The 25,458-nt window shown below is 47.3% G+C and carries 32 protein-coding genes; 15 read left to right on the forward strand and 17 right to left on the reverse strand.

The window, feature by feature from the left end; all coding sequences use genetic code 11:
• Window positions 1-12 precede the first annotated feature (12 nt).
• Window positions 13-891, forward strand: a complete 879-nt coding sequence (locus AC3AP5_RS10840) for a cytochrome c oxidase subunit 3 (RefSeq protein WP_006953846.1) — start codon at window positions 13-15, stop codon at window positions 889-891.
• 3 nt (window positions 892-894) lie between these two features.
• Here AC3AP5_RS10840 and AC3AP5_RS10845 read toward each other — a convergent pair whose 3' ends face one another.
• Window positions 895-1,110 (reverse strand): DUF2909 domain-containing protein, encoded by a 216-nt coding sequence (locus tag AC3AP5_RS10845; protein ID WP_006953847.1) that lies wholly within the window; start codon window positions 1,108-1,110, stop codon window positions 895-897.
• Here AC3AP5_RS10845 and AC3AP5_RS10850 point away from each other — a divergent pair.
• From AC3AP5_RS10850 to AC3AP5_RS10870, 5 genes are read left to right on the forward strand one after another with little or no spacing between them, the layout of a single operon-like run.
• On the forward strand, window positions 1,088-1,834 hold the full coding sequence (locus AC3AP5_RS10850; RefSeq protein WP_040487462.1) for an SURF1 family protein: 747 nt from the start codon (window positions 1,088-1,090) through the stop codon (window positions 1,832-1,834). The genes AC3AP5_RS10845 and AC3AP5_RS10850 overlap by 23 nt on opposite strands.
• Window positions 1,831-2,373 carry a hypothetical protein gene (locus AC3AP5_RS10855; protein WP_006953849.1) on the forward strand — a complete coding sequence of 181 codons (543 nt, stop codon included), beginning with the start codon at window positions 1,831-1,833 and terminating at the stop codon, window positions 2,371-2,373. Before AC3AP5_RS10850 ends, AC3AP5_RS10855 begins: the two co-directional genes overlap by 4 nt.
• Window positions 2,374-2,382: 9 nt before the next feature.
• Window positions 2,383-3,375, forward strand: a complete 993-nt coding sequence (locus AC3AP5_RS10860) for a COX15/CtaA family protein (RefSeq protein ID WP_006953850.1) — start codon at window positions 2,383-2,385, stop codon at window positions 3,373-3,375.
• Between the two features lie 9 nt (window positions 3,376-3,384).
• On the forward strand, window positions 3,385-4,281 hold the full coding sequence (gene cyoE, locus AC3AP5_RS10865) for a heme o synthase (protein WP_006953851.1): 897 nt from the start codon (window positions 3,385-3,387) through the stop codon (window positions 4,279-4,281).
• Window positions 4,282-4,290: 9 nt separating this feature from the next.
• A complete protein-coding gene (locus tag AC3AP5_RS10870; protein WP_487326706.1) occupies window positions 4,291-4,911 on the forward strand; it encodes an SCO family protein in 621 nt (206 codons plus the stop codon).
• Here the strand turns inward: AC3AP5_RS10870 and AC3AP5_RS10875 are convergent.
• Window positions 4,908-5,978: a polysaccharide deacetylase family protein gene (locus AC3AP5_RS10875; protein WP_006953853.1), complete on the reverse strand. Its 1,071-nt coding sequence runs from the start codon at window positions 5,976-5,978 to the stop codon at window positions 4,908-4,910. The genes AC3AP5_RS10870 and AC3AP5_RS10875 overlap by 4 nt on opposite strands.
• A 72-nt stretch (window positions 5,979-6,050) precedes the next feature.
• Between AC3AP5_RS10875 and AC3AP5_RS10880 the strand changes: the two genes are divergently transcribed.
• Entirely contained in the window at window positions 6,051-7,364 is a 1,314-nt protein-coding gene (locus tag AC3AP5_RS10880) for an MATE family efflux transporter (protein WP_286682187.1), read from the forward strand.
• Here AC3AP5_RS10880 and AC3AP5_RS10885 read toward each other — a convergent pair.
• The 3 genes from AC3AP5_RS10885 to AC3AP5_RS10895 form a co-directional block, all read right to left on the reverse strand.
• Entirely contained in the window at window positions 7,335-8,729 is a 1,395-nt protein-coding gene (locus AC3AP5_RS10885) for a DUF4397 domain-containing protein (RefSeq protein ID WP_272978282.1), read from the reverse strand. The genes AC3AP5_RS10880 and AC3AP5_RS10885 overlap by 30 nt on opposite strands.
• 116 nt (window positions 8,730-8,845) lie before the next feature.
• Window positions 8,846-9,424 (reverse strand): Fe-S biogenesis protein NfuA, encoded by a 579-nt coding sequence (gene nfuA, locus AC3AP5_RS10890; protein WP_006953856.1) that lies wholly within the window; start codon window positions 9,422-9,424, stop codon window positions 8,846-8,848.
• A 38-nt stretch (window positions 9,425-9,462) separates the two neighbouring features.
• A complete protein-coding gene (locus tag AC3AP5_RS10895; protein ID WP_487326707.1) occupies window positions 9,463-9,918 on the reverse strand; it encodes a ComF family protein in 456 nt (151 codons plus the stop codon).
• A gap of 322 nt (window positions 9,919-10,240) precedes the next feature.
• On the opposite strand from AC3AP5_RS10895, the gene bioH reads away from it, so the two are divergent.
• Complete coding sequence (gene bioH, locus AC3AP5_RS10900; protein WP_487326708.1) at window positions 10,241-11,005, forward strand: pimeloyl-ACP methyl ester esterase BioH; 765 nt, start codon at window positions 10,241-10,243, stop codon at window positions 11,003-11,005.
• Here the strand turns inward: bioH and mutM are convergent, their stop codons facing one another.
• Both mutM and AC3AP5_RS10910 read right to left on the reverse strand, forming a co-directional pair.
• Entirely contained in the window at window positions 11,006-11,818 is an 813-nt protein-coding gene (mutM, locus tag AC3AP5_RS10905) for a bifunctional DNA-formamidopyrimidine glycosylase/DNA-(apurinic or apyrimidinic site) lyase (protein ID WP_272978284.1), read from the reverse strand. It lies immediately after the preceding gene.
• Between the two features lie 12 nt (window positions 11,819-11,830).
• Window positions 11,831-12,316 (reverse strand): hypothetical protein, encoded by a 486-nt coding sequence (locus AC3AP5_RS10910; RefSeq protein ID WP_006953861.1) that lies wholly within the window; start codon window positions 12,314-12,316, stop codon window positions 11,831-11,833.
• A 79-nt stretch (window positions 12,317-12,395) separates the two neighbouring features.
• On the opposite strand from AC3AP5_RS10910, the gene AC3AP5_RS10915 reads away from it, so the two are divergent.
• Window positions 12,396-13,028 (forward strand): 2OG-Fe(II) oxygenase, encoded by a 633-nt coding sequence (locus AC3AP5_RS10915; RefSeq protein ID WP_006953862.1) that lies wholly within the window; start codon window positions 12,396-12,398, stop codon window positions 13,026-13,028.
• 78 nt (window positions 13,029-13,106) lie between these two features.
• Here AC3AP5_RS10915 and rpmG read toward each other — a convergent pair whose 3' ends face one another.
• The 3 genes from rpmG to radC all read right to left on the reverse strand — a co-directional run bounded on the left by rpmG (window position 13,107) and on the right by radC (window position 14,366).
• Window positions 13,107-13,262 carry a 50S ribosomal protein L33 gene (gene rpmG / locus AC3AP5_RS10920; RefSeq protein WP_006953863.1) on the reverse strand — a complete coding sequence of 52 codons (156 nt, stop codon included), beginning with the start codon at window positions 13,260-13,262 and terminating at the stop codon, window positions 13,107-13,109.
• Window positions 13,263-13,274: 12 nt separating this feature from the next.
• Entirely contained in the window at window positions 13,275-13,511 is a 237-nt protein-coding gene (gene rpmB / locus AC3AP5_RS10925) for a 50S ribosomal protein L28 (protein WP_006953864.1), read from the reverse strand.
• A gap of 180 nt (window positions 13,512-13,691) precedes the next feature.
• Window positions 13,692-14,366, reverse strand: a complete 675-nt coding sequence (gene radC, locus AC3AP5_RS10930; protein WP_040487498.1) for a RadC family protein — start codon at window positions 14,364-14,366, stop codon at window positions 13,692-13,694.
• 106 nt (window positions 14,367-14,472) lie between these two features.
• Between radC and coaBC the strand changes: the two genes are divergently transcribed.
• The 3 genes from coaBC to slmA are packed head-to-tail and all read left to right on the forward strand — an operon-like array spanning window position 14,473 to window position 16,774.
• Window positions 14,473-15,690, forward strand: a complete 1,218-nt coding sequence (gene coaBC / locus AC3AP5_RS10935) for a bifunctional phosphopantothenoylcysteine decarboxylase/phosphopantothenate--cysteine ligase CoaBC (protein ID WP_006953866.1) — start codon at window positions 14,473-14,475, stop codon at window positions 15,688-15,690.
• Between the two features lie 18 nt (window positions 15,691-15,708).
• Window positions 15,709-16,164 carry a dUTP diphosphatase gene (gene dut / locus AC3AP5_RS10940; protein ID WP_272978287.1) on the forward strand — a complete coding sequence of 152 codons (456 nt, stop codon included), beginning with the start codon at window positions 15,709-15,711 and terminating at the stop codon, window positions 16,162-16,164.
• A 16-nt stretch (window positions 16,165-16,180) separates the two neighbouring features.
• Window positions 16,181-16,774, forward strand: a complete 594-nt coding sequence (slmA, locus tag AC3AP5_RS10945; protein ID WP_487326709.1) for a nucleoid occlusion factor SlmA — start codon at window positions 16,181-16,183, stop codon at window positions 16,772-16,774.
• A 15-nt stretch (window positions 16,775-16,789) separates the two neighbouring features.
• Here slmA and gpsA read toward each other — a convergent pair whose 3' ends face one another.
• The 3 genes from gpsA to AC3AP5_RS10960 all read right to left on the reverse strand — a co-directional run bounded on the left by gpsA (window position 16,790) and on the right by AC3AP5_RS10960 (window position 18,816).
• A complete protein-coding gene (gene gpsA, locus AC3AP5_RS10950; RefSeq protein WP_006953869.1) occupies window positions 16,790-17,791 on the reverse strand; it encodes an NAD(P)H-dependent glycerol-3-phosphate dehydrogenase in 1,002 nt (333 codons plus the stop codon).
• 16 nt (window positions 17,792-17,807) lie between these two features.
• Window positions 17,808-18,302 carry a protein-export chaperone SecB gene (gene secB, locus AC3AP5_RS10955; RefSeq protein WP_006953870.1) on the reverse strand — a complete coding sequence of 165 codons (495 nt, stop codon included), beginning with the start codon at window positions 18,300-18,302 and terminating at the stop codon, window positions 17,808-17,810.
• 82 nt (window positions 18,303-18,384) lie between these two features.
• Window positions 18,385-18,816, reverse strand: coding sequence for a rhodanese-like domain-containing protein (locus tag AC3AP5_RS10960; RefSeq protein WP_006953871.1), 432 nt, complete (start codon window positions 18,814-18,816; stop codon window positions 18,385-18,387).
• Window positions 18,817-19,002: 186 nt separating this feature from the next.
• On the opposite strand from AC3AP5_RS10960, the gene gpmI reads away from it, so the two are divergent.
• The 3 genes from gpmI to AC3AP5_RS10975 are packed head-to-tail and all read left to right on the forward strand — an operon-like array spanning window position 19,003 to window position 22,445.
• Entirely contained in the window at window positions 19,003-20,535 is a 1,533-nt protein-coding gene (gene gpmI, locus AC3AP5_RS10965) for a 2,3-bisphosphoglycerate-independent phosphoglycerate mutase (protein ID WP_006953872.1), read from the forward strand.
• A 3-nt stretch (window positions 20,536-20,538) separates the two neighbouring features.
• Window positions 20,539-21,681, forward strand: coding sequence for a murein hydrolase activator EnvC family protein (locus AC3AP5_RS10970; RefSeq protein ID WP_487326710.1), 1,143 nt, complete (start codon window positions 20,539-20,541; stop codon window positions 21,679-21,681).
• Window positions 21,669-22,445 carry a divergent polysaccharide deacetylase family protein gene (locus AC3AP5_RS10975; protein WP_242603630.1) on the forward strand — a complete coding sequence of 259 codons (777 nt, stop codon included), beginning with the start codon at window positions 21,669-21,671 and terminating at the stop codon, window positions 22,443-22,445. The genes AC3AP5_RS10970 and AC3AP5_RS10975 overlap by 13 nt, the downstream gene beginning before the upstream one ends.
• On the opposite strand, the gene AC3AP5_RS10980 is transcribed toward AC3AP5_RS10975, so the two are convergent.
• The 4 genes from AC3AP5_RS10980 to ftsE all read right to left on the reverse strand — a co-directional run bounded on the left by AC3AP5_RS10980 (window position 22,407) and on the right by ftsE (window position 25,458).
• Entirely contained in the window at window positions 22,407-22,664 is a 258-nt protein-coding gene (locus tag AC3AP5_RS10980) for a YkgJ family cysteine cluster protein (RefSeq protein WP_083773204.1), read from the reverse strand. The two genes, AC3AP5_RS10975 and AC3AP5_RS10980, sit on opposite strands and share 39 nt — an antisense overlap.
• 83 nt (window positions 22,665-22,747) lie before the next feature.
• On the reverse strand, window positions 22,748-23,608 hold the full coding sequence (gene rpoH / locus AC3AP5_RS10985) for an RNA polymerase sigma factor RpoH (RefSeq protein ID WP_006953876.1): 861 nt from the start codon (window positions 23,606-23,608) through the stop codon (window positions 22,748-22,750).
• A 183-nt stretch (window positions 23,609-23,791) separates the two neighbouring features.
• On the reverse strand, window positions 23,792-24,784 hold the full coding sequence (gene ftsX / locus AC3AP5_RS10990) for a permease-like cell division protein FtsX (protein WP_272978290.1): 993 nt from the start codon (window positions 24,782-24,784) through the stop codon (window positions 23,792-23,794).
• Window positions 24,781-25,458 (reverse strand): cell division ATP-binding protein FtsE, encoded by a 678-nt coding sequence (gene ftsE / locus AC3AP5_RS10995; protein ID WP_272978291.1) that lies wholly within the window; start codon window positions 25,456-25,458, stop codon window positions 24,781-24,783. Before ftsE ends, ftsX begins: the two co-directional genes overlap by 4 nt.

Here is a 25,458-nt window from a genome sequence, read left to right on the forward strand (position 1 = left end):
GAATACGTCGTTATGGCAGAACAACAACAAAGTTATTATGTACCACCGTCAAGCATTTGGCCCATCGTGGGAGCGCTTGGCTTAGGATTAATTGCATGGGGCGCCGCCCATACCGTTATTGAAGCAACCAGCGATACGCAAGGTTGGGGGTCGCACGTTCTTTTCGCCGGATTTGGTGTCATTGCGGTGATGCTGTTCGGTTGGTTCCGCGATCAGATCAATGAAACAATGAGCGGACTTCATAGCGATCAACTCGACACCTCTTATAAGCAAGGTATGAGTTGGTTCATCTTCTCTGAGGTGATGTTTTTTGGTGCCTTTTTTGGCGCGCTTTTCTACGCGCGAATGATTGCGGTGCCTTGGTTAGATGGCGCCAGCAATAACGTCATGACAGGTGAAGTTTTATGGCCTCAGTTCGTTGCTCAATGGCCTCTCGTTGAAACACCGGGTGGAACCAAAACACAAGCGATGGGCTGGTACGGATTACCATTGATTAATACCGTCATCTTGATCACCAGTTCGATAACCTGCCATTTTGCCCACGTGGGCCTGGAGAAAAACAAACGGACCCAACTCACTGCAATGCTTGGCCTAACAATAGTGCTCGGCATGATATTTCTCTATTTGCAAGGCACTGAGTATGTGCATGCTTACGAGGAGTTGGGACTCACCTTACAATCTGGCGTGTACGGAAACACCTTTTATCTGCTAACAGGCTTCCATGGCATGCATGTCACGCTAGGCACACTGATGTTGATCATTATGTTTTTACGCGTGCTTAAAGGACACTTCACGCCACAAAAGCATTTCGCCTTTCAGGCAACCAGTTGGTACTGGCACTTCGTTGACGTGGTGTGGATTTGCCTATTTGTGATTGTGTATGTGCTTTAAGGCTTAATAGGGCCTTGGATGAAACGGTAAAAAGCCTGCATACGCCGCGATCACCATGAGCAGTAAAACGATCGCGGCGATACCCACCCGACGTCCTAAATAACGCGACATCGGCGGTTTTTCTGGGTCATTGCTCAACATCACGAACAGAGCGCGAAATAAATTAAAAATCATATAAAGAAGAAGCGCGACAATAATGAGTTTGAAAAGAAGTAACATAAAAATCCCCTTAGTAGCGTCAATAGTTACTGTGATTGCTATTGCCATTTTGGTCAAGTTGGGATTCTGGCAACTCGATCGCGCTCAACAGAAACAACAGCTGTTCACCGATTTTGCGCAGGCACAAAATCAGCAGGCTCGCCCACTGACAGACAGACTATCGGATCGCAACTCCCTAAACCGCTTCGAGTTAATTAGCGTTACAGGCCAAATCGATACTAAACGCTACTTTTTGCTCGATAATCAAATGGTTGAAGGGCAACCTGGTTATCACGTCATTGCTTTACTCAAAAGCACTCAATTAAGCGAGCTGTTACCTGTTAACTTAGGTTGGATAGCGGCGCCACGGTCCCGCTCAGAAATTCCAACCGTCGAGTTACCGCAACAGGAATTAACAATAGAAGGTTTAGTTCGCATCCCTCAGGCGAATCAATTTATTTCTCAAGTATTTGAGGAGCAACACACGAAATGGCCAAAACGCGTCCAAGAGTTTATCCCGCAAACCATTAGTGAGCACACGGGGATAGCGCTAAAACCTTATGAGCTATTGTTGGTTTCGCCACAACTGAAAGGTTTTCGGCAACAGTGGGAGCCTCAAGTCATGGCACCGGAAAAACATCAGGCTTACGCGGTACAATGGTTTTCACTCGCTATTGCCTGCTTAGTGGTATACCTTGTAGTGCTATACAAATTAAATAAATCAAAACAAGAGGAGACACCATGAGCTCCCTCACACGCTCACAACGCACGTTGCTCATTGTTATTGCAGTATTCGCTCTGCCCGTCATAGGCGCATGGCTGACCCTTAAAACACACTGGTATCAGCCCGCTACCAATAAAGGCGTGTTGCTTGAGCAACCGCTCACGTTATCGCAACTCGAAGTGTTACCGGAAGGTTGGCGCGTCGCTTATCGAATGCCGGACGAGTGCAGTCAGCAATGTAAGAATACATTATATGTGCTGGGTCAACTCGATGTGGCTTTGGGAAAAGATAGCGACCGCGTGACCCCCGTCGTGCTATCACCACACACGGTGTCCAAACAACGCGAGTTGCCTCATTGGCAGGATATTGTAGCCATACAGTCACCCGAGATCATAAACGCCGTTAAGGTCATTCCGTCAGATCATGTATTTATCATCGATCCACAAGGCCACGTCATGCTGCACTACCCCACTTATGCCGATCATGAAACGATGGTTTTAGAAGGCAAGAACATCTTGGCTGACCTTCGCAAAATGTTAAAGCTTTCTCGGATTGGGTAGGATTGACTCATGCGTACACTCGTTAAAATCAGTTTGCTTTTAGCATTTTGTGTAATTGTTCTCGGTGCTTATACCCGACTTACCGAGGCGGGTTTGGGGTGTCCTGACTGGCCTGGCTGCTATGGGTTTATGAGTGTTCCTACTCAAGAGCATCATGTTGCTGAAGCACAAATGCGTTTCCCTGATGCGCCGCTTGAACACCATAAAGCATGGAATGAAATGATTCATCGCTACTTTGCTGGCACGTTAGGTCTTTTAATTCTAGTCATCGCTGTCGGCTCAGTATTAAAGAGGCGTTCTACGTTCGACTCAAAGTCAACGCCTAAGAAGTTACCTTTGTTTATTTTGCTATTAGTCATATTCCAGGCAACGCTTGGCATGCTCACTGTCACAATGAACCTGCAGCCACTCATTGTCATGGGACACTTGCTCGGTGGCTTTAGCGTACTGTCGCTGTTATTTCTGCTATCACTGCGTTTAGAACCCTACCGATTGGGAGGAGGCGACCCGGAGCTACGCAAATATCGTGGACTGGCACTATTTGCGTTGTTAGTCGTTATCGGACAAATAGCGCTTGGTGGGTGGGTTGCCGCAAACTATGCGGCAGTCGCCTGTACCGAGCTACCCGTTTGTGAGGGTAATTGGACTTCTCAGCTCGATTTTGCGGGCGCGTTCAGTGTACCTGAGGCAACGAGTTATCAATTTGGCGCCCATGATTACGACGACCGAATGACGATGCACATCATGCATCGTTTTGGTGCGATCTTTACTACACTGGTATTAGCTTGGCTATTATTTAAATGTTGGCGCAAAGCTCAGTCTGGCTTTTTTAGACGCTCATTAGCTTGGGTAGCCTTATTACTCACAGTCCAGATCAGCCTTGGCCTTAGCAATGTAATTTACAGCCTTCCTTTACCGGTCGCTGTCGCACACAACGCTGTGGGTGCGCTACTACTGCTGTCACTCGTTGCACTCAATTATAATCTTTCACGCAAAGCGTAAGAGGTGTTTATGCAAACCATAACAAGCCATAAAAAGCTCGAACACCCCATCATCAAATGGCGCGAATATCTAGAGCTCACAAAGCCACGGGTCGTCGCCATGCTACTTCTGACGGCGGTGGTCGGCATGTGTTTGTCGACGCAGAACGCGTTGCCCGTTTGGACTCTGATTCCGGCCCTCGCGGGTATTGGTCTAATGTCTGCCGCCGCAGCGGCGATTAATCACTTAGTCGACCGCCATATTGATGCCAAGATGGCGCGAACCTTACGTCGTCCGCTACCACAAGGAAGTCTCTCACCAACGCGTGTATTGACCTTTGCTACGATCCTGGGGCTCGTAGGTTTTGTCATGTTATACGCGTGGGTAAACCCACTAACAGCTTGGTTAACCTTTGCCAGTATGGTGGGCTATGCAGTGGTCTACACCATGTTTTTAAAGCGCGCCACGCCACAGAATATTGTGATTGGTGGTTTGGCAGGTGCAGCGCCACCGCTGTTAGGTTGGACAGCCATGACCAATGAGATCCACGGTTTTGCGATTCTTTTAGTCATGATCGTGTTTACCTGGACACCGCCCCATTTCTGGGCACTCGCCGTGCATCGAGAAAAGGACTATGCGCGAGCTAAAGTCCCAATGCTACCGGTCACCCATGGCGTCGAATTTACCAAGACTTGCATCTTTCTATACACTATTTTGCTATCGGTGGTATGTCTTCTGCCTTATCTCGTTGGTATGTCAGGCGTGCTTTATCTGATTGGATCAACCGCTTTAAACATGATCTTCTTGGGGTATGCATGGAAGCTTAAATATGCACCGGAAAAAAATACGGCATATAGCATGTTCACCTTCTCCATTTGGCATCTGATGTTAATGTTCGTCATTCTCTTAGTTGATCATTATTTGTAAGGACATACCATGCAATCGCGTTGGCTTATAATTATCGGTGGAATATTGGCAGCCGCTGCCGGGGCTTTGGCTTTTATCACAATGCCGCAAGAAAAGCCGGAAGCCTTGGTATATGATCCACCAAGGGCACTTGCTCCTTTTAAGATTGAGTCCACGGCTACTGGTGGAACCGTTGATAACGAAGCGTTAAAGGGTCAGTGGACATTACTTTTTACGGGCTACACCTATTGTCCGGATATTTGCCCGACCACGCTTTCTTCTCTAAAAACAATTCTGCCCCAGTTGCAAGCTCATGCTGATGTCCCGGTCAAAGTTTGGATGATCTCCGTCGACCCTCAGCGAGATTCACTGGCGCGCTTAACGGAGTACACGGGTTACTTCGGTAAACATTTCGTTGGGGTGCGCGCTGAGCACCCACAACTGTTCCCATTTGTCAGAGATTTAGGGTTAATGTATTCAGTTCCTGAAGAAGGGGAAACAAATTATTTGGTCAATCACAGTGCAGCGATTATTTTGGTGAATCCTAACGGGAGGCGGCTCGCTATCTTTAATGCGACTCACGAGCCGGGCGCTATTCCAACAGTCGATATGGAACAGCTAGTACGCGATTTTGCTATATTAGCGGGCTAGTCGGGCCAGTTACCCTGACTATCGGGACGAATGAGCGCCACCGAGAACCAATGATAACCACCACTGGTACTCGGAGCTGTGCAATTGATACGAGAGCGTCCCATAGGGATGTCGTTCTTAGGTGTCACGCTAAATTGCATTTCAGAGTCCCAATGCGGCTCAAGCACATCACTTCCTGCAAAACAGCGCAATGCATTGGTGTTCATTCCCTCTTTCTTACTAAGTTCGACGGTCACAGTCGGGCGTGTTTCGGAATGTGAAACTAACGGATCTGCTGGCGTATAATGAGTTACAGGCATAGGTAAACTATTCAGTTTGACCGCCAACGTCTCTAAGTTAGCGTAGCGTCCTGATGCTGGAAAACGTGGGATCGCTGTGGTCGGACTCCATTGACTCCAAGCACCTGAATGCTGAGCAAACCCTTTAAAGCCCCAGTCTTTTAGTAGCTTCTCAAGCGCCGGCGAATATTCGCCGTAAGGATAGGCAAAGTACTTAGGTTGTTCACCTAACTGAGTATCAATCGCTTGTTGCGCTGAAACAACATCCTGTTTCATTCGAGCCTGCCATTGCGCCTCTGATTCATTGTCTTTGCGACGAATTAAGTGAGCATGAGTCTGTCCATGGTTCACTATGGTCGCGCCTTCTGCATCAATTGTTTTCAACTCCTGCCAACTCATATAGGCCGATGGATGCGCTTCAAGTAAATCAGGATTAACGAAAACAGCGTACGGATAATTATACTCTGTAAGTATCGGATGAGCGTTTTCAAACACATTGTCGTAACCATCATCAAAAGTAATAACGACGGTCTTGGCCGGGATACTTGCCCCCTCGTCTACCCATGTTGCGGCTTGCTCGATATCAACAACATTAAAGTTATTGTCTTTCAAGTACTTTAAATGTTGCTCGAACTGTTCTGGTGTAATCGAGGTCACCGCTGGGGTGCTATCAGAGACATGATGATACTGAAGAATATGTACCCCCGGATAATAATCATTAGATGCCATGGCATCCACTGTAAAACTAGAGAGTGCGATAAGAGCCAATAAACCTGTGATTAATTTCATCAGACTATCCAGAAAGTTGCTGGTGAATGTTACATTAATGCCAGTCTACATGATTTAGTTGGAATTCGCTTAATGCAAAAGTTGTTGGGCTTTGCGCGCGCCGATCATCGTCGCGTATTTGCAATCGCGTTACCCATGATGATCTCGAATATCGCTGCACCGCTTTTAGGGCTAGTCGATACGGCAATTATCGGGCACTTGCCAAACAGCGTGTATCTCTCTTCAGTTGCGATTGGCGCCATGGTCGTCAGCTTTATATATCTACTTGCGGTATTTCTTCGTATGGCGACAACGGGCGCTATTGCCCAAGCCTTTGGCGCCGATGATCAAACAGAACAACATCAACTGTTCACCCATGGGATTCTCACCGCCTTAATACTGGGCGTGGTAATCATTAGCTTGAGTCCTTTTATAACTTCAGTGTCATTGTGGCTCGTCGCACCAGACCCAAAGTTACTCAATTACGCCACGGACTATATTCAAATTCGATTATGGTCAGCGCCAGCGGCGCTCACAACACTGATCTGCCTGGGTGTTTTACTCGGCCGTCAAGATAGTCGAAGAGCGATGTGGTTAGTGATTATTACTAACTTCGTCAACGTCGTACTTGATCTCATCCTTATCGTCGGCTTAAACATGAACGTTAAAGGTGCAGCCTACGCGTCACTCTGTGCTGAGTGGACAACAGCTATCGTCGGTTTCTATTGGTGTCGTCACACCTTAGGTTGGCAGTTGCGCAAGGCACGTATTGTTGCCAGTAAATTAAGCTTGTTCTTACAGGCTAATGGCAATATTTTTGTTCGCAGCCTGACACTGCAACTTTGCATGGCGATGATGACAGGCTACGCCGCACGATATGGCACGACCATAGTGGCTGCCAATGCAGTGTTAATGCAATTCTTAATGCTGATATCACTTGGGCTTGATGGCATCGCATATGCTGTTGAGGCGTTAGCCGGCGAAGCCAAAGGACGAAATCGCCCAAATCAAGTACGCTACTGGTGCAGGATTACACTGTTGTGGTCAAGCCTGTTCGCGGTCGGCTATTCACTCATATTTTGGTTGTTAGGGCAGCAAATTATTGGCTTGATTACTGACTTATCAGCCGTAGTGGATACTGCAATGCGCTATTTACCGTGGGTGATCGCACTACCGTTGCTTGCACATTGGAGCTATTGGCTGGATGGTGTGTTTATCGGTCTAGCATGGTCAAAAGCCATGCGAGATACCATGTTGCTTGCGGCTATTACTGGTTTTATCCCGATTTGGTGGCTAAGTAAGCCACTCGAGAACCATGGTTTGTGGCTGGCTCTGAGTGGCTTTCTCATTATGCGTGCTGTTTACCAAGCGATTTGGTTACTGCGCAGGAGTCGCAAGGTCGTCTAGTAAAATAACTTGTGGAGGTGTGCCACCACCGTCAGCATCGACCGCGATAACTGTATAGATACCACCACCTTCTAAGTTGAATAATACAGGACCAATTGCTGCAGTCTTAGTGCCTGCTGCAGTGACAGTCGCGTAGTATTCACCTGGAGTGACTTGTAAGCTACCTGTTGACACCAAGCCTTCAACATCAAAAGGTACATCGGCAACAACGGGATCAGCATCGCTAATATCTTCAGCTGCGGTCAAATAGATATCCACGTTACCCGCTGAAGGAGACGCGTGCACCACTTGAAGCTGCGCGGCCGTTGCAATACTACGACGTTGCTCAGTTAATGCCTGTAGAGCTAATGAGTCATCACCTAAAGCACCCACCGCATAAATGCTATAACTCATTGTGGCTTCTAGCGAGAACTCGACATCATCTAACACTTGCGGTGTGCCACCTGTTGCGGCGACATCGACCAAATAGTCACCTTCTGCGACGTTGATATAGTCAGTGGCTGATTGAAACGCAAGATCAGTGATTTGCGGATCGGCTGCGTTATTCAGCGTTACATCAACATTTGGTGCGTCGGCAGCGGCGTGAATAACACGTACATCCGCTCCTGCGTTTGCGTCAGGAACTAAAACCGTACCGTCACCCGTTGCAATCTGCAGCGTCACAGGTGAATCGCCTGTTGCTGTATTATCTGTTGCAGCCACGATATAGTCACTGCCGTCTGGAAGCGTAATGGTACCCGAGTCATAGACCACGGTTGTTTCACCTACTGGGGTTAGACGAACACGATAGTCACCGGCTTCAACCGAGACTTGACCTGAGTCATCACTAAACTCCAATGTGGCCGCGGGCGATGCGTCGGCAAGTGCTGCGTCAGGCGCAGTCAGATAGACATCAACTCCGGGGGCGTTATAAGCTGCATGGACTACTTGAATGCGGCTATTGCCACTCGCAACGTCCGACACTGGATTACTAATGACTAAAGGTTCGAGACTTTCATCACTCACATTACCCACGGCAAATATTTCGTAGCGTGTGTCTGCGTTAAAAGTCAGGTCCGCCGGTCCAATGACTGCAGCTGTCGATTGGTCGGGTAAAATGCCCTCAACCGTTATCGAATACTCACCTTCTTCGACTTCGATAACGCTGGAGCTGGCTTGATAAGGTACGTTTTCTAAAAGCGTTGTATCTTCTGCTATTACATTGACGTTCGGCGCATCAGAGGCTGTATGATGCACGCGTACGAAACTACTTTCTGGTGTGGGGTCGACAACTACTTCATCGTCGTTGTCATCGTCATCTAACCAACATCCCGACAAGACAAGCGTCGGCAAAAGTAGTACACTGAGTTTAGTGATTCCTCGCATTGTAATTTCCTCGTAATGATTAGGGCAAATATCACTACGAACTGTGCAAATGCGAGGGATCACATTTGCTTAACAAATTTTGTAAAGAATTTGTAAGCTTGTATAGCTAGAATGATCTAGTAATACGAGTGTTCACCACGTTCATGTTCAGTCACATCTCGGACGCCCGTGATCTCATCTGGGAAACGCTCGATGAGTTCTTTCTCAATACCGTTTTTCACCGTCACGTCGATCATGCTACAGCCGTTACAACCACCACCAAATTGTAAGACCGCTTTACCGTCCTCGGTGATTTCAGTCACTAAAACATGACCCCCATGATTGGCAAGCTGAGGATTAATTTCCGCTTGAATCACATATTCCACACGGTCAATCAGAGGCGCGTCGTCAGCCACTTTGCGTGCTTTAGCGTTAGGCGCCTTCAATGTCAATTGTGAACCAAGTTCTTGTTCCTCAAAATCAATCACAGCGTCTTCTAAAAACGGCGCACTTCCTGAATCAACGACTGCGTCGAAACCGTTAAAAGGAAGTCGTTCATCATCTGGCTCAACTGAGTCGGGTGGGCAGTAAGATACACCGCACTCAGCATTCGGCATCCCAGGATTAACAACAAATACGCGAATGTTTGTGCCTTCGGGCTGATCAGCTAACAACTTACAGAAGTGCTTTTGTGCAGATTCCGAAATGCGGATCATAATATCACCGTTCCTATACTTGAGTAATTTACTAGGTTTTATTCTAACGCAGACACTGCCAAAAGACTAGTGTTCGAGCGGGACGCTCCTAGGTTATACGCCAGACTCCAAACATCAACTGAACGCGCACCAACGGCATGTAGTGCCTCACTCGCAGCGCAAAAACTTGCGCCTGTTGTGCAGATATCATCAATTACCGCAATCGACTGACCCGATAATTTGCGATTCGCCTTAATAGCTCCTATTCGACTCTGCCAGCGCTGTTGTCGACTGCGATACTTTTGCTTGTCCAAACGTTTTATCCATAGCAAGCCACGTTTGGCAACCGGGATCGAAAGTAAACATCCGCAATGGTGAGCAATCAAGCCGGCGGGATGAAAGCCTCGTTTTAACCAATCCTTGTCAGTACTTGGCATAGCGACTAAATAGTCAGGCAAAGGCATGCTGTGATAGCGATAGGTAAGCAAAACCTGTGCGCTCAGTTGTAATGCCAATAGTCGAGCCCAGTGACTGTTTCCACTCTCCTTAAAGCGATTGATTAGCCAACGTATTGACGTGTGATATCGCCAAACTGCGATGCAAAGCCGCTGTCGACGGAAGCAACGCTCTCCATGCGGTGGTGCATGTTCCAACAACAAGTGCCGAAAGGAACGAGGGCACATTCTAGGCAACTGCGCACTGCAAATAGTGCAAATTCCGGTTAGCGAGTTCGTTGGTTGTTGGCAAAAGACACAATCATTGAATTGCAGTATGATGGCGAGGTGATTAAGGCGAGATAGCATAGTTCATCAATATCGACAAAAAAAGAGAAACATAGTGAGTATTGCAATAACACGACAGGGGCAAGGGGAAGATTTAGTTGTACTCCATGGCTGGGGTATGAATCGTCACGTATGGAGCTTGATAAAAGACGAACTCAGCAAACACTTCAATGTATGGCTGGTCGATCTACCAGGCTTTGGTGATAGTCATGAAGAAACCCTATCGAATTCCGTCGATTCCATCGCTGACCAATTGCTATCTTCCCTACCTCAACGTTTCCATATATTGGGCTGGTCAATGGGTGGATTAATAGCCACGTCGTTAGCTACCCGACACTGCCAGCGCGTCGATAAATTGATCACCGTAGCGTCATCCCCTTACTTTCTGGAGTCGAGTGATTGGCCAGGCATCAAGCCACGATTAGTGACCCAGCTAGAAACCGATTTACAAAATGATTTTCGTAAAACGGTGGAGCGCTTTTTATCACTCCAAGCGATGGGCAGTAAAAATGCAAAGCAGCAAGTAAAGCAACTCAAACAGTGGTTATTTGAATCCCCGTTAGCCTCTGAAGAAACATTGCTTACAGGACTGAAATTGCTTGAAAAAACCGATCTTCGCAACACTCTCAAGCATATCCAAGCGCCTATGCTACGCATGTATGGTCGACTTGATGGGCTGGTACCTATCAGCGCTCGTCAGGCGATCGAGCGCTTAGTTCCACAGTCCACGTCCTACGTATTTAATGACAGCGCTCACGCGCCGTTTATCACCGAACCCGAATTGTTTATCGAACGCCTGATAAACTTTATCAAAGGCTGATTAACGTTGGCATTGTGTGCAATACACCGTACTGCGCTGGCCTAAACGAATTTCTCGCAATGGCTTTTTACAGACCATGCACATTTTTCCTCCACGTCCATAAACCTGAAGTTTTTGGGCAAAATAACCGGGGGAACCATCCACTCGAGTAAAGTCACGTAACGTCGTGCCACCCTGCTGTATCGCCTCAGCTAATGTCTCTTTGATGTGCTTAACCAATCGTTCATAGCGCACTTTACTTATTGCTCCAGCGGCGCGCTTGGGATGAATACCTGCTTTAAAGAGCGCTTCATTGGCGTAGATATTACCCACACCAACCACTTGATGGTTGTCCATGATGAACGTCTTTATCGGTTGCTTTTTGTTGCGTGATCGCTCGAATAAATAATCTGCATTAAATTCATCCGTCAAAGGCTCGGGTCCAAGCATCGCTAGCAGCTTATGCTCGTCAGCATTCGTTTCAGTAAATAATAGGGCGCCAAACCGACGCGGATCGTTGAGCCGCAAACACTGCCCCGTCGCGAACTCTATTTCGATGTGGTCATGCTTAACGCGCGGTGTTTCAATCGGCACTACGCGTAGCTTTCCTGACATGCCGAGATGCAAAATGAGTGTGCCCTGCTCAGTTTCTAGCAGTAAATATTTAGCTCGTCGAACCACGCGAAGAAGACGGCTTCCCTCAACGTGATGAACTTGGTCAGGCACAGGCCAGCGTAATCGTGTATCGTGAACATTAACACGCTCAATTTTATGCCCTTCAATATGCGGGGCTATCCCCATACGACTCACTTCAACTTCTGGTAATTCTGGCACAATGAGGCTCCACTAGTTACTAGGAATTAGAGACGCGCGAGTTGCGTTTTCTATTAAATATAATTGTCCTTGTTGCGGCAGCCTAAGCATTACCGTGGGTTTATCATAAAGCTCAACTTCAGCATAATTATCGTTGCCAAAATACAAAGTAACGATGACTGGATCGCCTTGAGGCCTCTGGCTTGTCGCTGAAATCGCCAACTGTAGCCATTGATTAATAAGCGCCAACACTTGCTCTTGGGATTGAATACAATCGCCTTGGCAGGTCCATTGCTGCTCCTTCAGTTGGTATTTTGAGCCTGCAAATTCGATTCCTGTGAGTTCATCTGACTTGCCCATCAACGACTGAGTGGGTCCCGAGCTTATCTTGGTATTCGGATTTGGAAAAGCAAACCAAAAAGTCGCCACGATGATAAGTACCACGTAAACGATGATATTATTCCAAGTGCTTTTTTTAAATGTGAGTCCAAAAAACCGTCGCTTTTCGTTAATATCCATAGACTCTCTTCGACAAAACAATTGTTGATATCACAATAATACTTTATATTCTCGCCGCTTATCTTATTTAATCATGGCTATGGAAAAAATATCCCATCACATTGACTCGATAATCGACGCGCTCGTTGAGCGTGGATACGCAATTATTCCGAGTTTTTTACCCCACGCCGTCGCAGAACCACTGTATCAAGAAGCGAGCCAAATTGCCTCAGCTCATTGGCAAACCGCTGCCATTGGACGCGCTCAAACACATACCATTAATACGATGGTTCGTAACGATAGGATTATTTGGCTAGACGATAACAGCACTTACGGCGCCCCCTTCCTGAATTTAATGGAACAGTTACGACTCGCTGTTAACCGCACGCTCTTTATGGGTTTGTTCGACTACGAATGTCACTTAGCTCACTACCCTAAAGGCGCGTTTTATAAAAAACATCTGGACGCGTTTAAAGGTAAAAGTAATCGCAAGTTAACCACGGTGCTGTATCTTAACCCCAAGTGGAGCGAGGCCGATGGCGGCGAATTAGTAATGTACGGAAAGCGCGGTGAGGTGTTGGAAAAAGTGTTACCAAAACGTGGCACATTAGTTGTGTTTTTAAGCGACCAGTTTGTACACGAGGTACTTCCTAGCCAAAAAGATCGTTTCAGTTTAACAGGTTGGTTCCGGTTAAACGCCAGCATCTCCGGCATTATCGATCCACCACGCTAATCTAGTCGCGCATGTAGCATAAATTTTAGATATAAAAAAACCGGCGTAGTAGCCGGTTTTTTGCGAAACAAAACCAAATTACTTGATTTTTGCTTCCTTGAAGATCACGTGTTTACGAACCACTGGATCGAACTTTTTGATCTCCATTTTCTCTGGCATGGTGCGTTTATTTTTGTCTGTAGTATAGAAATAACCTGTACCAGCAGACGACACCAAACGAATCTTATCGCGCATAATATCTGTTCCTTACACCTTGATACCACGGCCGCGGAGATCCGCTAATACCGAGTCAATACCATTTTTATCGATGATACGCATACCTTTGGTAGAAATGCGTAATTTTACCCAACGCTTCTCGCTCTCAACCCAGAAGCGGTGAGTTTGTAAGTTTGGTAAAAAGCGACGCTTAGTCGCATTGCGTGCGTGCGAGCGGTTGTTACCGACTACCGGACGCTTACCTGTAACTTGGCATACTTGTGACATGTCTCTACTCCAAAATTGCTGCAAGCTCGCCTGTCGCCCAATTTGACCTTGCCTAGAAATCCGAGGGCGCATTTTATACAGCAAACAGGCCCGCTAATCAAGCTAAAACGGCGGTTTTTTGATCTCTTTGATCGTTCGGGCGCAATTTTACGCTATCTTGCAATAGATCTCCAGTGATTATTAAATAAGCCCTCTTTCGGCAAATGACACAGGATCACCACTACCGATCACGAAGTGATCAAGCAACGCAACGTCAACCAGGGCGAGTGCTTTCTGGAGTCTCTCTGTTACCCGTTTATCCGCCTGGCTCGGTTCCGCAACTCCCGATGGGTGGTTATGCGCCAGGATAACGGCAGCCGCATTATGCTGCATGACAAGTTTAAGCACTTCACGCGGATAAACTGGAGCAGCATTAATCGTACCGTAGAATAGCTCTTCATAACGCAACAAACGATGTTGGCTATCAAGCAATAGCAGTGCAAAAACCTCTCGCCGCTGATGACGCAACTGAGTTGACAAATACTCCTTCACCATCGAGGGTTCAGTAAATCCGTCCCGCCGCGAAAGTTGCCAAGCTAAGTAGCGTTTTGAGAGTTCGAGTACCACTTGTAGCTGATTAATCCGCGCGGGCCCTAGCCCTTTTACAGCCATCAGCTGCTGGTTCGAGGATGTCAGTAATGGGCCAATCCCGTTGAATTGCACGAGCAGCTGTCGTGCAAACGTAACCACGTCCAAACCTCGACAACCACTCCCCAATAAGATCGCCAACAGTTCCGCATCTGACAGCGCACTAACTCCAAACTGCTGTAACTTTTCCCGGGGTCTTTCAGACTCAGGCCAAGACTTTACACTCATTGATTCAGCTCCGCTAAAATACTCGAGTGTAGCCTTACAGACTACCGCCTCGCCGTAGCTCATGTTATCTTTACGTGTCTTAACATACGGACGTTGGTGATTCATCATGAGTGCACTTGCAGGTCAACATATTTTAATCGGTATCACCGGAGGCATAGCAGCCTATAAAATACCCGAACTGATACGTCGCCTCAAAGACGAGGGCGCGCAGGTTCGTGTCATACTGACCAAAGGTGGCGAAGCCTTTGTGACGCCCATGACACTTCAAGCGGTATCCGGTGAAGAAGTGCATAGTGAACTACTCGACACACAAGCAGAAGCCGGTATGGGTCACATTCAACTGGCGAAGTGGGCCGATATTGTTATGATTGCGCCGGCCAGCGCTAATACGTTAGCTAAACTCGCTCATGGCTTTGCTGATGATCTACTCAGTACCGTTTGTCTTGCCACTGCTGCACCGTTGTTGCTGGCGCCGGCAATGAATCAACAAATGTGGCAACACCCTGCGGTTAAGGCCAATATGCAACGGCTTAGCGAGCAAGGAGTCAAGGCGATTGGCCCCGAGTCGGGCTCGCAGGCCTGTGGCGATGTAGGTGCTGGACGCATGAGTGAGCCCCATCAAATTAAAACGTTCATCATTGAGCAGTTACAGGATTCAGTGAGTAAACCGCTTGCAGGCGTGCGACTCACTATCACTGCAGGTCCAACGCGAGAAGCAATTGACCCCGTGCGTTACATCAGTAACCACAGCTCCGGTAAAATGGGATTTGCCCTGGCTCAGTCGGCAGCCAAACTCGGTGCTGAAGTGACACTGATAGCAGGTCCTGTTGACCTTCAAACGCCCACGGGGGTGAAACGGCTTGATGTAGAATCAGCGCAAGAGATGTTAGAAGCAGCCCTGGCGAACCCGAGTGACATTTTTATCGGTTGTGCTGCAGTGGCAGATTATCGTGTCGCGAATATCGCCGAACACAAAATAAAGAAGAACGCTCAATCGGGTGCTCCGCAACTCGAGCTTATTGAAAACCCAGACATTCTAAAAACCATTGCTGAACAGAACCCTGCACCGATGTGCGTTGGCTTTGCAGCGGAAACACGCGACGTAGAAACGTATGCGATTGATAAATTGAAACGTAAAAAGTTAGCGCTCATCATCGCCAATGATGTTAGCAATAGTGATATTGGCTTTAATAGTGATAATAACGCCGCCGTGGTGCTCAGTGCTGACGAGCGTGTGGTGTTTGAGCAACAAAGTAAAACATCGCTTGCCCATCAGCTGGCACACTATATTGCGAACCACTTTCATCAGAATTTTCGTAGATAATTAAGGAACCGAATCAATATGACCTCGGTAGAAGTCAAGATACTTAATCCTAAAATTGGCACCGACATCCCGCTTCCTGAGTACGCCACTAGCGGTTCAGCAGGCATGGATCTTCGCGCGTGTATTGATGCGCCCATGACTATTGCAGCAGGACAGACGCACTTAGTCGGAACTGGACTTGCCATGCATATCGGTAACCCAAACTATGCAGCGACGTTATTACCTCGCTCTGGACTTGGACACAAACACGGTATCGTTCTTGGCAACCTTGTCGGACTCATTGACTCGGACTATCAGGGCGAGCTTAAGGTGTCCGTTTGGAATCGTAGTGAAAGAGATTACGTAATTGAACCTGGCGACCGCATTGCACAACTAGTGATTGTTCCTGTCATTCAGGCCGATCTCAACATTGTAAACGAGTTCGCTGCAAGCGATCGCGGCCAAGGCGGGTTTGGCCATTCTGGTAAGCAATAGTTAATTAGGTAACGCGATGACACAACAAAAAAGAAACCGTCGTGAAGAGATTCTACAAGCCCTTGCCGCCATGTTGGAGACAAGCCCCGGGCAACGGATTACCACGGCAAAATTAGCGGCTAACTTGGGTGTTTCGGAAGCAGCGTTATACCGTCACTTTCCATCAAAAGCACGTATGCTCGAGGGGCTTATTGAGTTTGTCGAAGATACGCTTTTAAGCCGCATTAATTTAATTATGGACGAAGAGAAAGACACGCTGATGCGTTGCCAAACGATCCTTAAGTTAGTGCTTACTTTCGCTGAAAGAAATCCTGGAATTACTCGTGTCATATCAGGTGATGCATTAATGGGGGAGCATGACAGGCTACGCCATAGGATAGAGGATTTATTTAACCGTATTGAGTCACAACTGAAGCAAGTTTTACGTGAAAAGGCATTAAGAGAACAAAAGCGGTTCGCTGTAGAAGAAGGTGTACTCGCGAATCTATTATTGTCATTCGCTGATGGTAAGATTAGTCAATTCGTACGTTCAGATTTTAAACGCTTACCTACGGAACACTTTGAGCAACAGTGGCAACTTATGGAACAACAATTACTGGCTGCATCCTAGCAGCCAGTAATTGTATCATTCATTCTTCTTAGCACGACTCAATAACGCGATAGCCGCCTCTTCCGGCGCCTTACCCTCGTATAACACTTTATAAATCTGCTCACAGATCGGCATTTCGCAGTCTTCACGATGCGCTAAAGACACGACTTCTCTCGTGTTACGGTAGCCTTCGACGGCTTGACCGATGGATTCTAATGCATCATCTACAGACTTACCCTGACCTAACGCTAATCCAAAACGACGATTTCGTGACTGGTTATCTGTACAAGTAAGGATAAGATCACCTAAACCGGCCATCCCAGTGAAGGTTTCACTTTTGGCACCCAGCTTGAGACCTAAGCGTGTCAACTCGGCTAAACCACGGGTAATAAGCGCAGTACGTGCGTTCGCACCAAAACCAATGCCATCCGCCATACCAGCACCAATTGCAATGACATTCTTGACTGCACCACCGAGTTGCACACCGATAAAGTCATCATTGGTATAAACGCGAAAAGAACGCTCGCAATGCAACATTTCTGACAGCTCATCCACAAAATCTTGATCTGTCGATGACATCGAGATAGCCGTCGGTAGGCCTTTAGCCATTTCAATTGCAAAGGTAGGACCCGACAATACCGCTAATGCGTGAGTGTTGCCAAGCACATCCTCAGCGACCTCATACAATAGGCGTCCACTCTCTGGCTCGAGACCTTTAGTCGCCCAAGCGACGCGTGCGTGCGTTGCTAGTAGCGGATTGATGGTATTTAAGATGTCAGCGAAAGCATGGCTCGGTACTACCACAACCACATTTTTCACGCCATCCACCGCCGCTTTAATATCTGCGGTAACTGTTAAGCTTTCTGGAAATTTACAACCTGGCAAGTAATGCGCATTTTCGCGATGTTCTCGCATCGCCGCAACTTGCACCTCATCGCGTCCCCAGAGTAAGGTTTTCACCCCTTTTCGAGCGAAACAAATAGCAAGGGCGGTGCCATAAGACCCCGCCCCTAGAATCGCAACTTCTGCTTGCTTCATATTAAGCAACCAGTCCTTACGCGTCAGCTTGCTGTTGTTGTGCTTGTTGCTGCTGAACGTGTTGCGCGAAGATCGCATCAAAGTTCACAGGTGCTAAGTTCAACTGTGGGAAAGTCGCACGGTTAACCAAGCTTGCTACACATTCACGTGCGTACGGGAACAAGATGTTCGGGCAGAACGAACCTAACGTATGCGCTAATTGACCTTCTTGAACTTCGTCACCGATGGTGAAGATACCCGCTTGATGAACTTCACAAAGGAATGCGACTTCGTCGCCTACTTTATTAGTTGCCGTCAAAGTCAGCACGACCTCATAAACGTTGTCTTCAAGTTTTTCATGCTTAACGTTCATGTCGAGTTTCAGGTCAGGCTTCCATTCTTTACGGAATACTGAAGGCGAATTTGGCGCTTCAAAAGAAACGTCCTTAGTGTAAACGCGTTGGATAGCAAACTGCGGTTGTTGTTGTTGATTTTCGGCAGTTGCGCCATTTGCTTGCTGTTCGTCAGCCATGATGATACTTCCTATTAAAACGTTGGTTGTTCACTAAACTAAATTGTCGATTGACGACTTTAGCTAAATTTTTAGTTAAAAACTACTTTCCTGTTGCAATCGGTAATTTATCATTACGCCAAGCATTCATGCCACCTGCTAGGACAGCGACTTGGTTAAAGCCTTGTGCTTGTAAACTTTTCGCGACCGAAACCGCCGTGTGTCCAGTGTTGCATACCAATACAATGGGGGCATCCTTAAACTTTTCAATAGCATGCACCTTATTGTCTTTGATCTGCTGCTGCGGCAATGATTTAGCACCACTCACGTGTCCCTTTCGGTACTCATCCGCTGAACGGATATCGACAAATATTCCGTCCTCTCGGTTAGTCCAGATAATCGCTTGTTGCGCCTGTAACTGCTTGATACCTTGCATGGTAGAGCGAATGGTCATAATGATTAACGCGAGCAAAAGAACAACCCATAGTCCGCTCATGAATGGATTATTCGCTACAAATGTCATTAGTTGTTGCATGCTAACTCGTTTATTTATTCGGTTAATGGTGACCCCTCACAGGAGGAGGGTATGTCCTTTTAGAGGGTGAAAGTATACCCTCTGTAGCCCTAACTACCAATAGCAAATCGAGTGGATGCGAAATCGGCAGAAATCCAGTAAACTGGACAGAATATATTTTTGCTTTCAAGCGCATAGGTAGTCGATATGGCACATGATAAAAAACCATTGGTTTTGATGATCTTAGATGGCTGGGGATACCGTGATTCAGCTCCGGACAACGCGATAACCGCGGCGAACACGCCAGTGATGGATCGGTTGTGGAATGAGTACCCTCACTGTTTAGTCGACGGCTCGGGAGGCGCCGTTGGTTTGCCGGATGGCCAAATGGGCAATTCTGAAGTAGGCCACGTTAATTTGGGTGCAGGCCGCGTTGTTTATCAAGATTTTACGCGCATCTCGCAAAGTATAAAAACGGGAGAGTTTTTCGATAACCCTGTGTTGACCGAAAACGTGGAACAAGCGGTCGCTAAAAACGGAGCAGTCCATATCATGGGACTACTCTCAGCAGGGGGTGTTCACAGTCATGAGGAGCATCTCATGGCGATGGTCGAATTGGCGCATAAAAAAGGCGCTCAACGTATCTACGTGCATGGCTTTCTTGATGGTCGCGATACCCCGCCTAAATCAGCAGGTCCGTCGATTGAAAAGTTTGAAGCACTCTTCGAACGACTCGGTGTAGGTCGCTTTGCCTCACTATCGGGTCGATTTTACGCAATGGACCGCGATAATCGCTGGGAGCGCATCGAAGGTGCATTTAACGCCGTTTATCATGGACGTGCTGAACATCGCGCAAATAACGCTCATAACGCCCTCGCCGACGCGTATGAGCGGGGCGAATCCGATGAGTTTGTCAGCCCGGTGGTCATTGGAGAGCCGGCCGCGATAGAGGACGGTGATGCGGTGTTCTTTATGAATTTCCGCGCTGACCGAGCGCGCGAGATGACACGTGCGTTTATTGATAATGAACTCGATACGTTTGAGCGTGGCATTCGCAAACAACTCAGCGGCTTTGTCATGTTAACCCAGTACGCTGATGAATTTGACACGCCTTGTGCCTTCCCACCGGTAAGACTCGACAATGTGTTAGGCGAGTGGTTAGCTAAGCACGATAAAACGCAGTTGCGCATTTCTGAAACAGAGAAATACGCGCATGTCACATTCTTCTTTAGTGGAGGACGGGAACAAGCGTTTGATGGCGAACAACGCAAACTTATTCCTTCACCTAAGGTAAAAACCTACGATCTGCAACCTGAAATGAGTTCAAAGCAACTCACTGATGCGATTGTTGAAGCTGTCGATAATCAAGAGTATGACGTCATTATTTGTAACTACCCCAATGGTGATATGGTGGGTCATACAGGTAACTTTGATGCAGCAGTAAAAGCCTGTGAAGCCGTTGACCATTCGGTGGGAAGAGTAGTTGAAGCATTACAAAAAGTGGGCGGTGAATGCCTTATTACTGCTGACCACGGTAACGCCGAGCAAATGAGCGACCCGAGCACTGGCCAAGCCCATACTGCGCACACCAGTGAGCTTGTTCCGTTTATTTATGTCGGTCGTCATGCTACACCACGTAATGGTATTCTCTCCGATGTGGCACCCACCATGTTGCATTTAATGGGACTTGAACAGCCAAATGAAATGACGGGTAAAACGCTCATGCAATTGGACGGTTAATTAATGCTGAAAGCGTTTGTATGGAGTCTGTTTCTTGCAATCACTTTGTTGGCTGCTGACGTTAGTGCGCAGCAGCCGACTGAGCAAACCAAGGCTGAAAAACAGGCAGAACTTAAAGCAATTCAAGCCGAGATTGAATCTCGGCTTGAAGCGTTTGAGTCGCGCAAACAAGCATTAACATCGAGTCAGCGGGCGCTCAAAAAATTAGAGTTACGTACCGCCAAATTGGCTGAAGCGCTGCAAAACACCCGCGAGCGATTGCAAACCTTAGCTGGAGAGATTGAAAACAACGAAGCAGAGCAAAGTCGGTTGGAAAGCGATATCCGCGAACAACTTAAGGCGCTGAAGGATCAAGTGGTTGCCGCCTACGCAAACGGCGATTACGATTATCTTAAACTGCTATTGAATCAACAAAAGGCATCCACTCTCGAACGTCAACTGACGTATTATAAGTACCTAAACGATGCCCGCATCGCGGCGATTGATAAGTTAAAACAAACGCAAACTGAATTGGAACAGGTCAAACAGGCATTAAAAGCGCAATACCAACAACAAACTGAGTTGCGCGGCGAACAGTCAGCACAACGTTCCGCACTTGAGAAGCAACAACAAAAGCAAGAACAAGCCATTGCCGAACTGCGTAATGAACAGCGCTCAGAGGAAGAAAAAATTGCCGAGCTGCGAAGTAGTCAAGCTGAATTAGAGCAGGTGATTGCTGCCATTGAGGAAGCACTTAGTGATCGTGTTGAGTTAGTCGGTTTGAAGCCTATTAAAGCGAGTTTACAATGGCCGACCAATGGTAAAGTACAGCGTTTGTTCGGTGAACGTCGTGAGGGACCTATCCGTTGGAAAGGCGTACTCATTGATGGCGAACAGGGGCAAAGCATCCGTAGCATTGCAGACGGTCGTGTTGTTTTTGCCGACTGGTTACGTGGATTCGGACTGGTTATTGTGATCGACCACGGTGAGGGCTATATGAGCTTGTATGGCTACAACCAAGTGATATTCAAGAATGTCGGCGAAGAGGTACAACAAAACGAGGAAATTGCACTCATGGGTCAAAGCGGCGCGCAAAATTCTCCTGCACTTTATTTCGAAATTCGCTTTAAAGGGCAGCCCGAAAATCCAACCCAATGGATTCGCTAGCCGTCATGGGCCGTTACCTGTGTCTACTCGTACTCAGTTTTATAATGGTTTCCCCTGTGGTCGCTGCCGATAGGATCGCTATTATTATCGATGATATCGGTAATCACCCAGAAGATCTCGCAGCCGCGGACCTCCCCGGAGATATTACCTTTGCTATTCTTCCCTTTACCCCTTACGGTCGGTCTTTTGCCTTAAAAGCGCATCACCAAGGCAAACAAATTATGGCACATGTACCGATGCAAGCTTTAGCGGGAAATGCCTTGGGCTTAGGTGCGCTCACCGCCGATATGTCGAGTGCCGAAATAAAGCTCAAGTTACGGCAAGTATTAGATGATATTCCTTATGTGGCCGGCATTAATAATCACATGGGCAGTCAACTCACGCAGTTAACTCAACCTATGCAAGCGGTGATGGAGTCATTAAAAAATCACGATTTGTACTTTATCGACAGTAGAACAACCGAGTACACCGTGGCAGAAAAGATGGCACAGTCCTACCAAGTACCTGTCGCCCGGCGACACGTCTTTATCGATAATGAAACAGACGAGCAATATCTCACTGAGCAGTTTGATGAGCTAATACAGATCGCTCACGCACACGGGAGTGCTATTGCAATTGGTCACCCTTACCCGGAAACGATTAAATTTTTAAAACAGCGCTTAAAGTCGTTAAAAGAAGATGATGTTCAGCTAGTTTTCGCATCGGAATTGACAGTTAAAAGCGAGTTAAGCATCGCCAGTGGCTTGTTCAAGACGGGTCAGTAGAATCAGCGCTTGATCACGACTATCCCCGCATACATCGTGCGTCGCATCAAAGTCTGAGCACACCTGAGGACGGCGCGGGTCACCAAATAAACGACACAAATTATCGTCATCGAGTTGGACACAACGCTCACCTGCCCTTTTACCCTCGGACATTCCCGGAATCGGAGAACTGATCGACGGCGCAATGCAACAAGCGCCACACCCCATACGACACTCCATGAATCCTCCAAAAATCTACTGGGCAATCAGAAACGAAAAAGGCGCTACTTGCGCAGCGCCTTTGGTACACAATACAGACTCAGTTATGACATCGCTGCACGCAATTTCTTCATCGCATTTTGTTCCAGCTGACGAACACGTTCAGCAGACACTTCATACTTCGCGGCTAAATCATGTAACGTAACTTTACTTTCAGACAACCAGCGTGACTGAACGATATCCTGACTACGTTCATCAAGCTCGCTCATCGCTGAAAACAGCTTTTTCTGAGTGTGTGCTTCGTAGTCTTCAGTCTCGATTTCTTCCGCGAGATCTGAGCGTTTGTCCTCAAGATACATCGCCGGTGAGTAGGTCGAGCCTTCTTTAGAATCATCATCGTCAGAACTCAGTTCAAAAGCTTGGTCATGGGCACTCATGCGCGCTTCCATTTCCATGACTTCTTTGCTCGAAACACCTAGCTCTTTTGCCACCGTTTCGACTTCATCTTGATTGAACCAGCCTAAACGTTTCTTCATCTTACGCAAATTGAAAAACAATTTACGCTGCGCTTTGGTGGTCGCGACTTTTACAACTCGCCAATTACGCAATACATATTCGTGAATCTCTGCCTTAATCCAATGCACAGCAAATGAAACAAGGCGCACACCCACTTCTGGGTTAAAGCGTTTTACCGCTTTCATGAGACCAATGTTACCTTCTTGAATCAAATCCGCTTGCGGCAGGCCGTAGCCAGAATAGCCACGGGCGATGTGCACGACAAAACGTAGATGCGACATGATTAACTCTTTCGCTGCATCTAAGTCTTTATCTTCCTGCAAACGTTTTGCCAGCGCTTTTTCTTTCTCAGCGCTCAGCATTGGAATGCGGTTGACTGACTGAATGTAACCGTCAAGACCCCCGCCCTGAGGGACCGATAAAGCCATGGTTTTTAATTCAGTGCTCATTTAACAACCTCTAATTACTCACTACATGTATCGACTAGCATAACCTATTCATATGACCGCTTTTTTACACGCAAGTTCCCTTTTAGCGCAACAGATCGTCAGTGCTGGACCCGAAAAAACGATCGCCAAGAATCTCAGTATAACGCGCATGTTTGTCAACGCAAGTTTTGCGATCGTTTTCGATCATGCCTCTGGTTCGATACTTTTTATGTGCTTTCGCACCGCTAGAAAACTACCGATTAAACCCAGCGCCACAGCAACCAACCAGACCATTAACATCTCGCCCACAGTCAATCCTGAAAGGGAAAACTGTGATTGATATAATTCAGTTACATTGGTTACGGCAGAACCAATCCACCAGATCAATAACTGGGTTGCCAACCATGCAATCACACCGCCTGCCACACCATACCAAACACCGGTATAAAGAAACGGCCGTTGAATGAATGCATCAGTGGCTCCGACGAGTTTCATAATCACGATTTCATCACGTTTACTGAGTATATTCAGTCGGATTGTATTGCTCACGATCAGAATGACAGAGATACATAAAAGCAGCGCTAATGCGGCCAATACATCCTGAATTAAATCAACAATCGCTTGCAGACGAGACAGCCAATCAACATCGAGTTTACCCATCTGCACTTCGCGAGCCTGTTGTAGTTCTTCAAGCAATGCCTTCGCCCGCGCAGGTGTGCGTGCTTGTTGCGCTGGTGTTACAACCAGTACGTCGGGAAGCGGGTTACTGTCAAAATAATCCAATGTTTCACCAAAACCAGAAGTCGCTTTAAACTGCTCAAACCCTTCTTGTTTGGTAACCCACTGAACTGACTCGACGTCATTACGGATACTTATCTGCTGCTTTAATGTAGCAACCGATTGCTGGCTTGCATCGGTACGCAGAAACAAAGAAATTTCAGAGGCTTGCTGCCACTGTCCAGCAATTTGGGAGGTGTTTTTTACCATCACATAGAGTGCGCTAGGTAGCGTTAAGCTCAAACCAAGTACAGCAACAGTCATTAAGCTCGCAATCGGATTACGCCACAACTCCCCTAGACTACTGACCGCCTGTTGCAAATGATGCACCGGGATCATCAAAATACGCCGCCAAAACGGTAAGCTGGTTTGTTGTTGAGCACCTTTTTCGACGACTCGGTTGCGGAACAATAGACTCATACCGATTGCTCCTCTAACCCATCATTAATGAGCAGCCCCTCTTTTAAAGTCAACGTCCGATATTTTAACCGCGCAATGAGACCTAAATCATGCGTAGCAATGAGTACCGATACACCGACTTGGTTGAATTCCTCAAATAGCCGAATAATGTCCATAGAGAGCTTAGGGTCGAGGTTACCCGTAGGTTCATCCGCCAATAGTAAAGGCGGTTTGGTAACGATAGCGCGTGCGATACCGACACGCTGTTGTTCACCACCGGAGAGCATCATGGGAAAATGCCGGTATTTGTCGGCCAAGCCAACCTTTTCAAGGGCCGCAAGTACCCGTTTACGTGCTTCTTGTACGCTGTAACCCTCAATGATCAAGGGCAACGCGACGTTATCAAACACCGATTTATCCATTAACAGCCGGTGGTCTTGGAATATCATACCAATGTCGCGACGTACAAAAGGGACCTGCTTCGGCTTAATCGTGTTGAGATCATGACCATTGATACGCACTCGACCGGCGGTCGGGCGCTCCATCACACTGATTAGTTTGAGCAAGGTACTTTTACCGGCGCCGGAGTGACCCGTTAAAAATGCCATTTCTCCCGGCTCAACATGAAAATCAACATGACTGAGGGCTTGGTGACCCCCAGGATAAGTTTTACTAACTTGCTCGAAGCGTATCAT

It is taken from the genome of Idiomarina sp. D18 (assembly GCF_057748155.1).

Coding starts and splice junctions, on each gene's coding strand:
- AC3AP5_RS10840 (WP_006953846.1), top strand. CDS start 13: ATGGCAGAACAACAACAAAGTTATTATGTACCACCGTCAAGCATTTGG.
- AC3AP5_RS10850 (WP_040487462.1), top strand. CDS start 1,088: ATGAGTTTGAAAAGAAGTAACATAAAAATCCCCTTAGTAGCGTCAATA.
- AC3AP5_RS10845 (WP_006953847.1), bottom strand. CDS start 1,110: ATGTTACTTCTTTTCAAACTCATTATTGTCGCGCTTCTTCTTTATATG.
- AC3AP5_RS10855 (WP_006953849.1), top strand. CDS start 1,831: ATGAGCTCCCTCACACGCTCACAACGCACGTTGCTCATTGTTATTGCA.
- AC3AP5_RS10860 (WP_006953850.1), top strand. CDS start 2,383: ATGCGTACACTCGTTAAAATCAGTTTGCTTTTAGCATTTTGTGTAATT.
- cyoE (WP_006953851.1), top strand. CDS start 3,385: ATGCAAACCATAACAAGCCATAAAAAGCTCGAACACCCCATCATCAAA.
- AC3AP5_RS10870 (WP_487326706.1), top strand. CDS start 4,291: ATGCAATCGCGTTGGCTTATAATTATCGGTGGAATATTGGCAGCCGCT.
- AC3AP5_RS10875 (WP_006953853.1), bottom strand. CDS start 5,978: ATGAAATTAATCACAGGTTTATTGGCTCTTATCGCACTCTCTAGTTTT.
- AC3AP5_RS10880 (WP_286682187.1), top strand. CDS start 6,051: ATGCAAAAGTTGTTGGGCTTTGCGCGCGCCGATCATCGTCGCGTATTT.
- AC3AP5_RS10885 (WP_272978282.1), bottom strand. CDS start 8,729: ATGCGAGGAATCACTAAACTCAGTGTACTACTTTTGCCGACGCTTGTC.
- nfuA (WP_006953856.1), bottom strand. CDS start 9,424: ATGATCCGCATTTCGGAATCTGCACAAAAGCACTTCTGTAAGTTGTTA.
- AC3AP5_RS10910 (WP_006953861.1), bottom strand. CDS start 12,316: ATGGATATTAACGAAAAGCGACGGTTTTTTGGACTCACATTTAAAAAA.
- AC3AP5_RS10915 (WP_006953862.1), top strand. CDS start 12,396: ATGGAAAAAATATCCCATCACATTGACTCGATAATCGACGCGCTCGTT.
- rpmG (WP_006953863.1), bottom strand. CDS start 13,262: ATGCGCGATAAGATTCGTTTGGTGTCGTCTGCTGGTACAGGTTATTTC.
- rpmB (WP_006953864.1), bottom strand. CDS start 13,511: ATGTCACAAGTATGCCAAGTTACAGGTAAGCGTCCGGTAGTCGGTAAC.
- radC (WP_040487498.1), bottom strand. CDS start 14,366: ATGAGTGTAAAGTCTTGGCCTGAGTCTGAAAGACCCCGGGAAAAGTTA.
- coaBC (WP_006953866.1), top strand. CDS start 14,473: ATGAGTGCACTTGCAGGTCAACATATTTTAATCGGTATCACCGGAGGC.
- dut (WP_272978287.1), top strand. CDS start 15,709: ATGACCTCGGTAGAAGTCAAGATACTTAATCCTAAAATTGGCACCGAC.
- slmA (WP_487326709.1), top strand. CDS start 16,181: ATGACACAACAAAAAAGAAACCGTCGTGAAGAGATTCTACAAGCCCTT.
- gpsA (WP_006953869.1), bottom strand. CDS start 17,791: ATGAAGCAAGCAGAAGTTGCGATTCTAGGGGCGGGGTCTTATGGCACC.
- secB (WP_006953870.1), bottom strand. CDS start 18,302: ATGGCTGACGAACAGCAAGCAAATGGCGCAACTGCCGAAAATCAACAA.
- AC3AP5_RS10960 (WP_006953871.1), bottom strand. CDS start 18,816: ATGCAACAACTAATGACATTTGTAGCGAATAATCCATTCATGAGCGGA.
- gpmI (WP_006953872.1), top strand. CDS start 19,003: ATGGCACATGATAAAAAACCATTGGTTTTGATGATCTTAGATGGCTGG.
- AC3AP5_RS10970 (WP_487326710.1), top strand. CDS start 20,539: ATGCTGAAAGCGTTTGTATGGAGTCTGTTTCTTGCAATCACTTTGTTG.
- AC3AP5_RS10975 (WP_242603630.1), top strand. CDS start 21,669: ATGGATTCGCTAGCCGTCATGGGCCGTTACCTGTGTCTACTCGTACTC.
- AC3AP5_RS10980 (WP_083773204.1), bottom strand. CDS start 22,664: ATGGAGTGTCGTATGGGGTGTGGCGCTTGTTGCATTGCGCCGTCGATC.
- rpoH (WP_006953876.1), bottom strand. CDS start 23,608: ATGAGCACTGAATTAAAAACCATGGCTTTATCGGTCCCTCAGGGCGGG.
- ftsX (WP_272978290.1), bottom strand. CDS start 24,784: ATGAGTCTATTGTTCCGCAACCGAGTCGTCGAAAAAGGTGCTCAACAA.
- ftsE (WP_272978291.1), bottom strand. CDS start 25,458: ATGATACGCTTCGAGCAAGTTAGTAAAACTTATCCTGGGGGTCACCAA.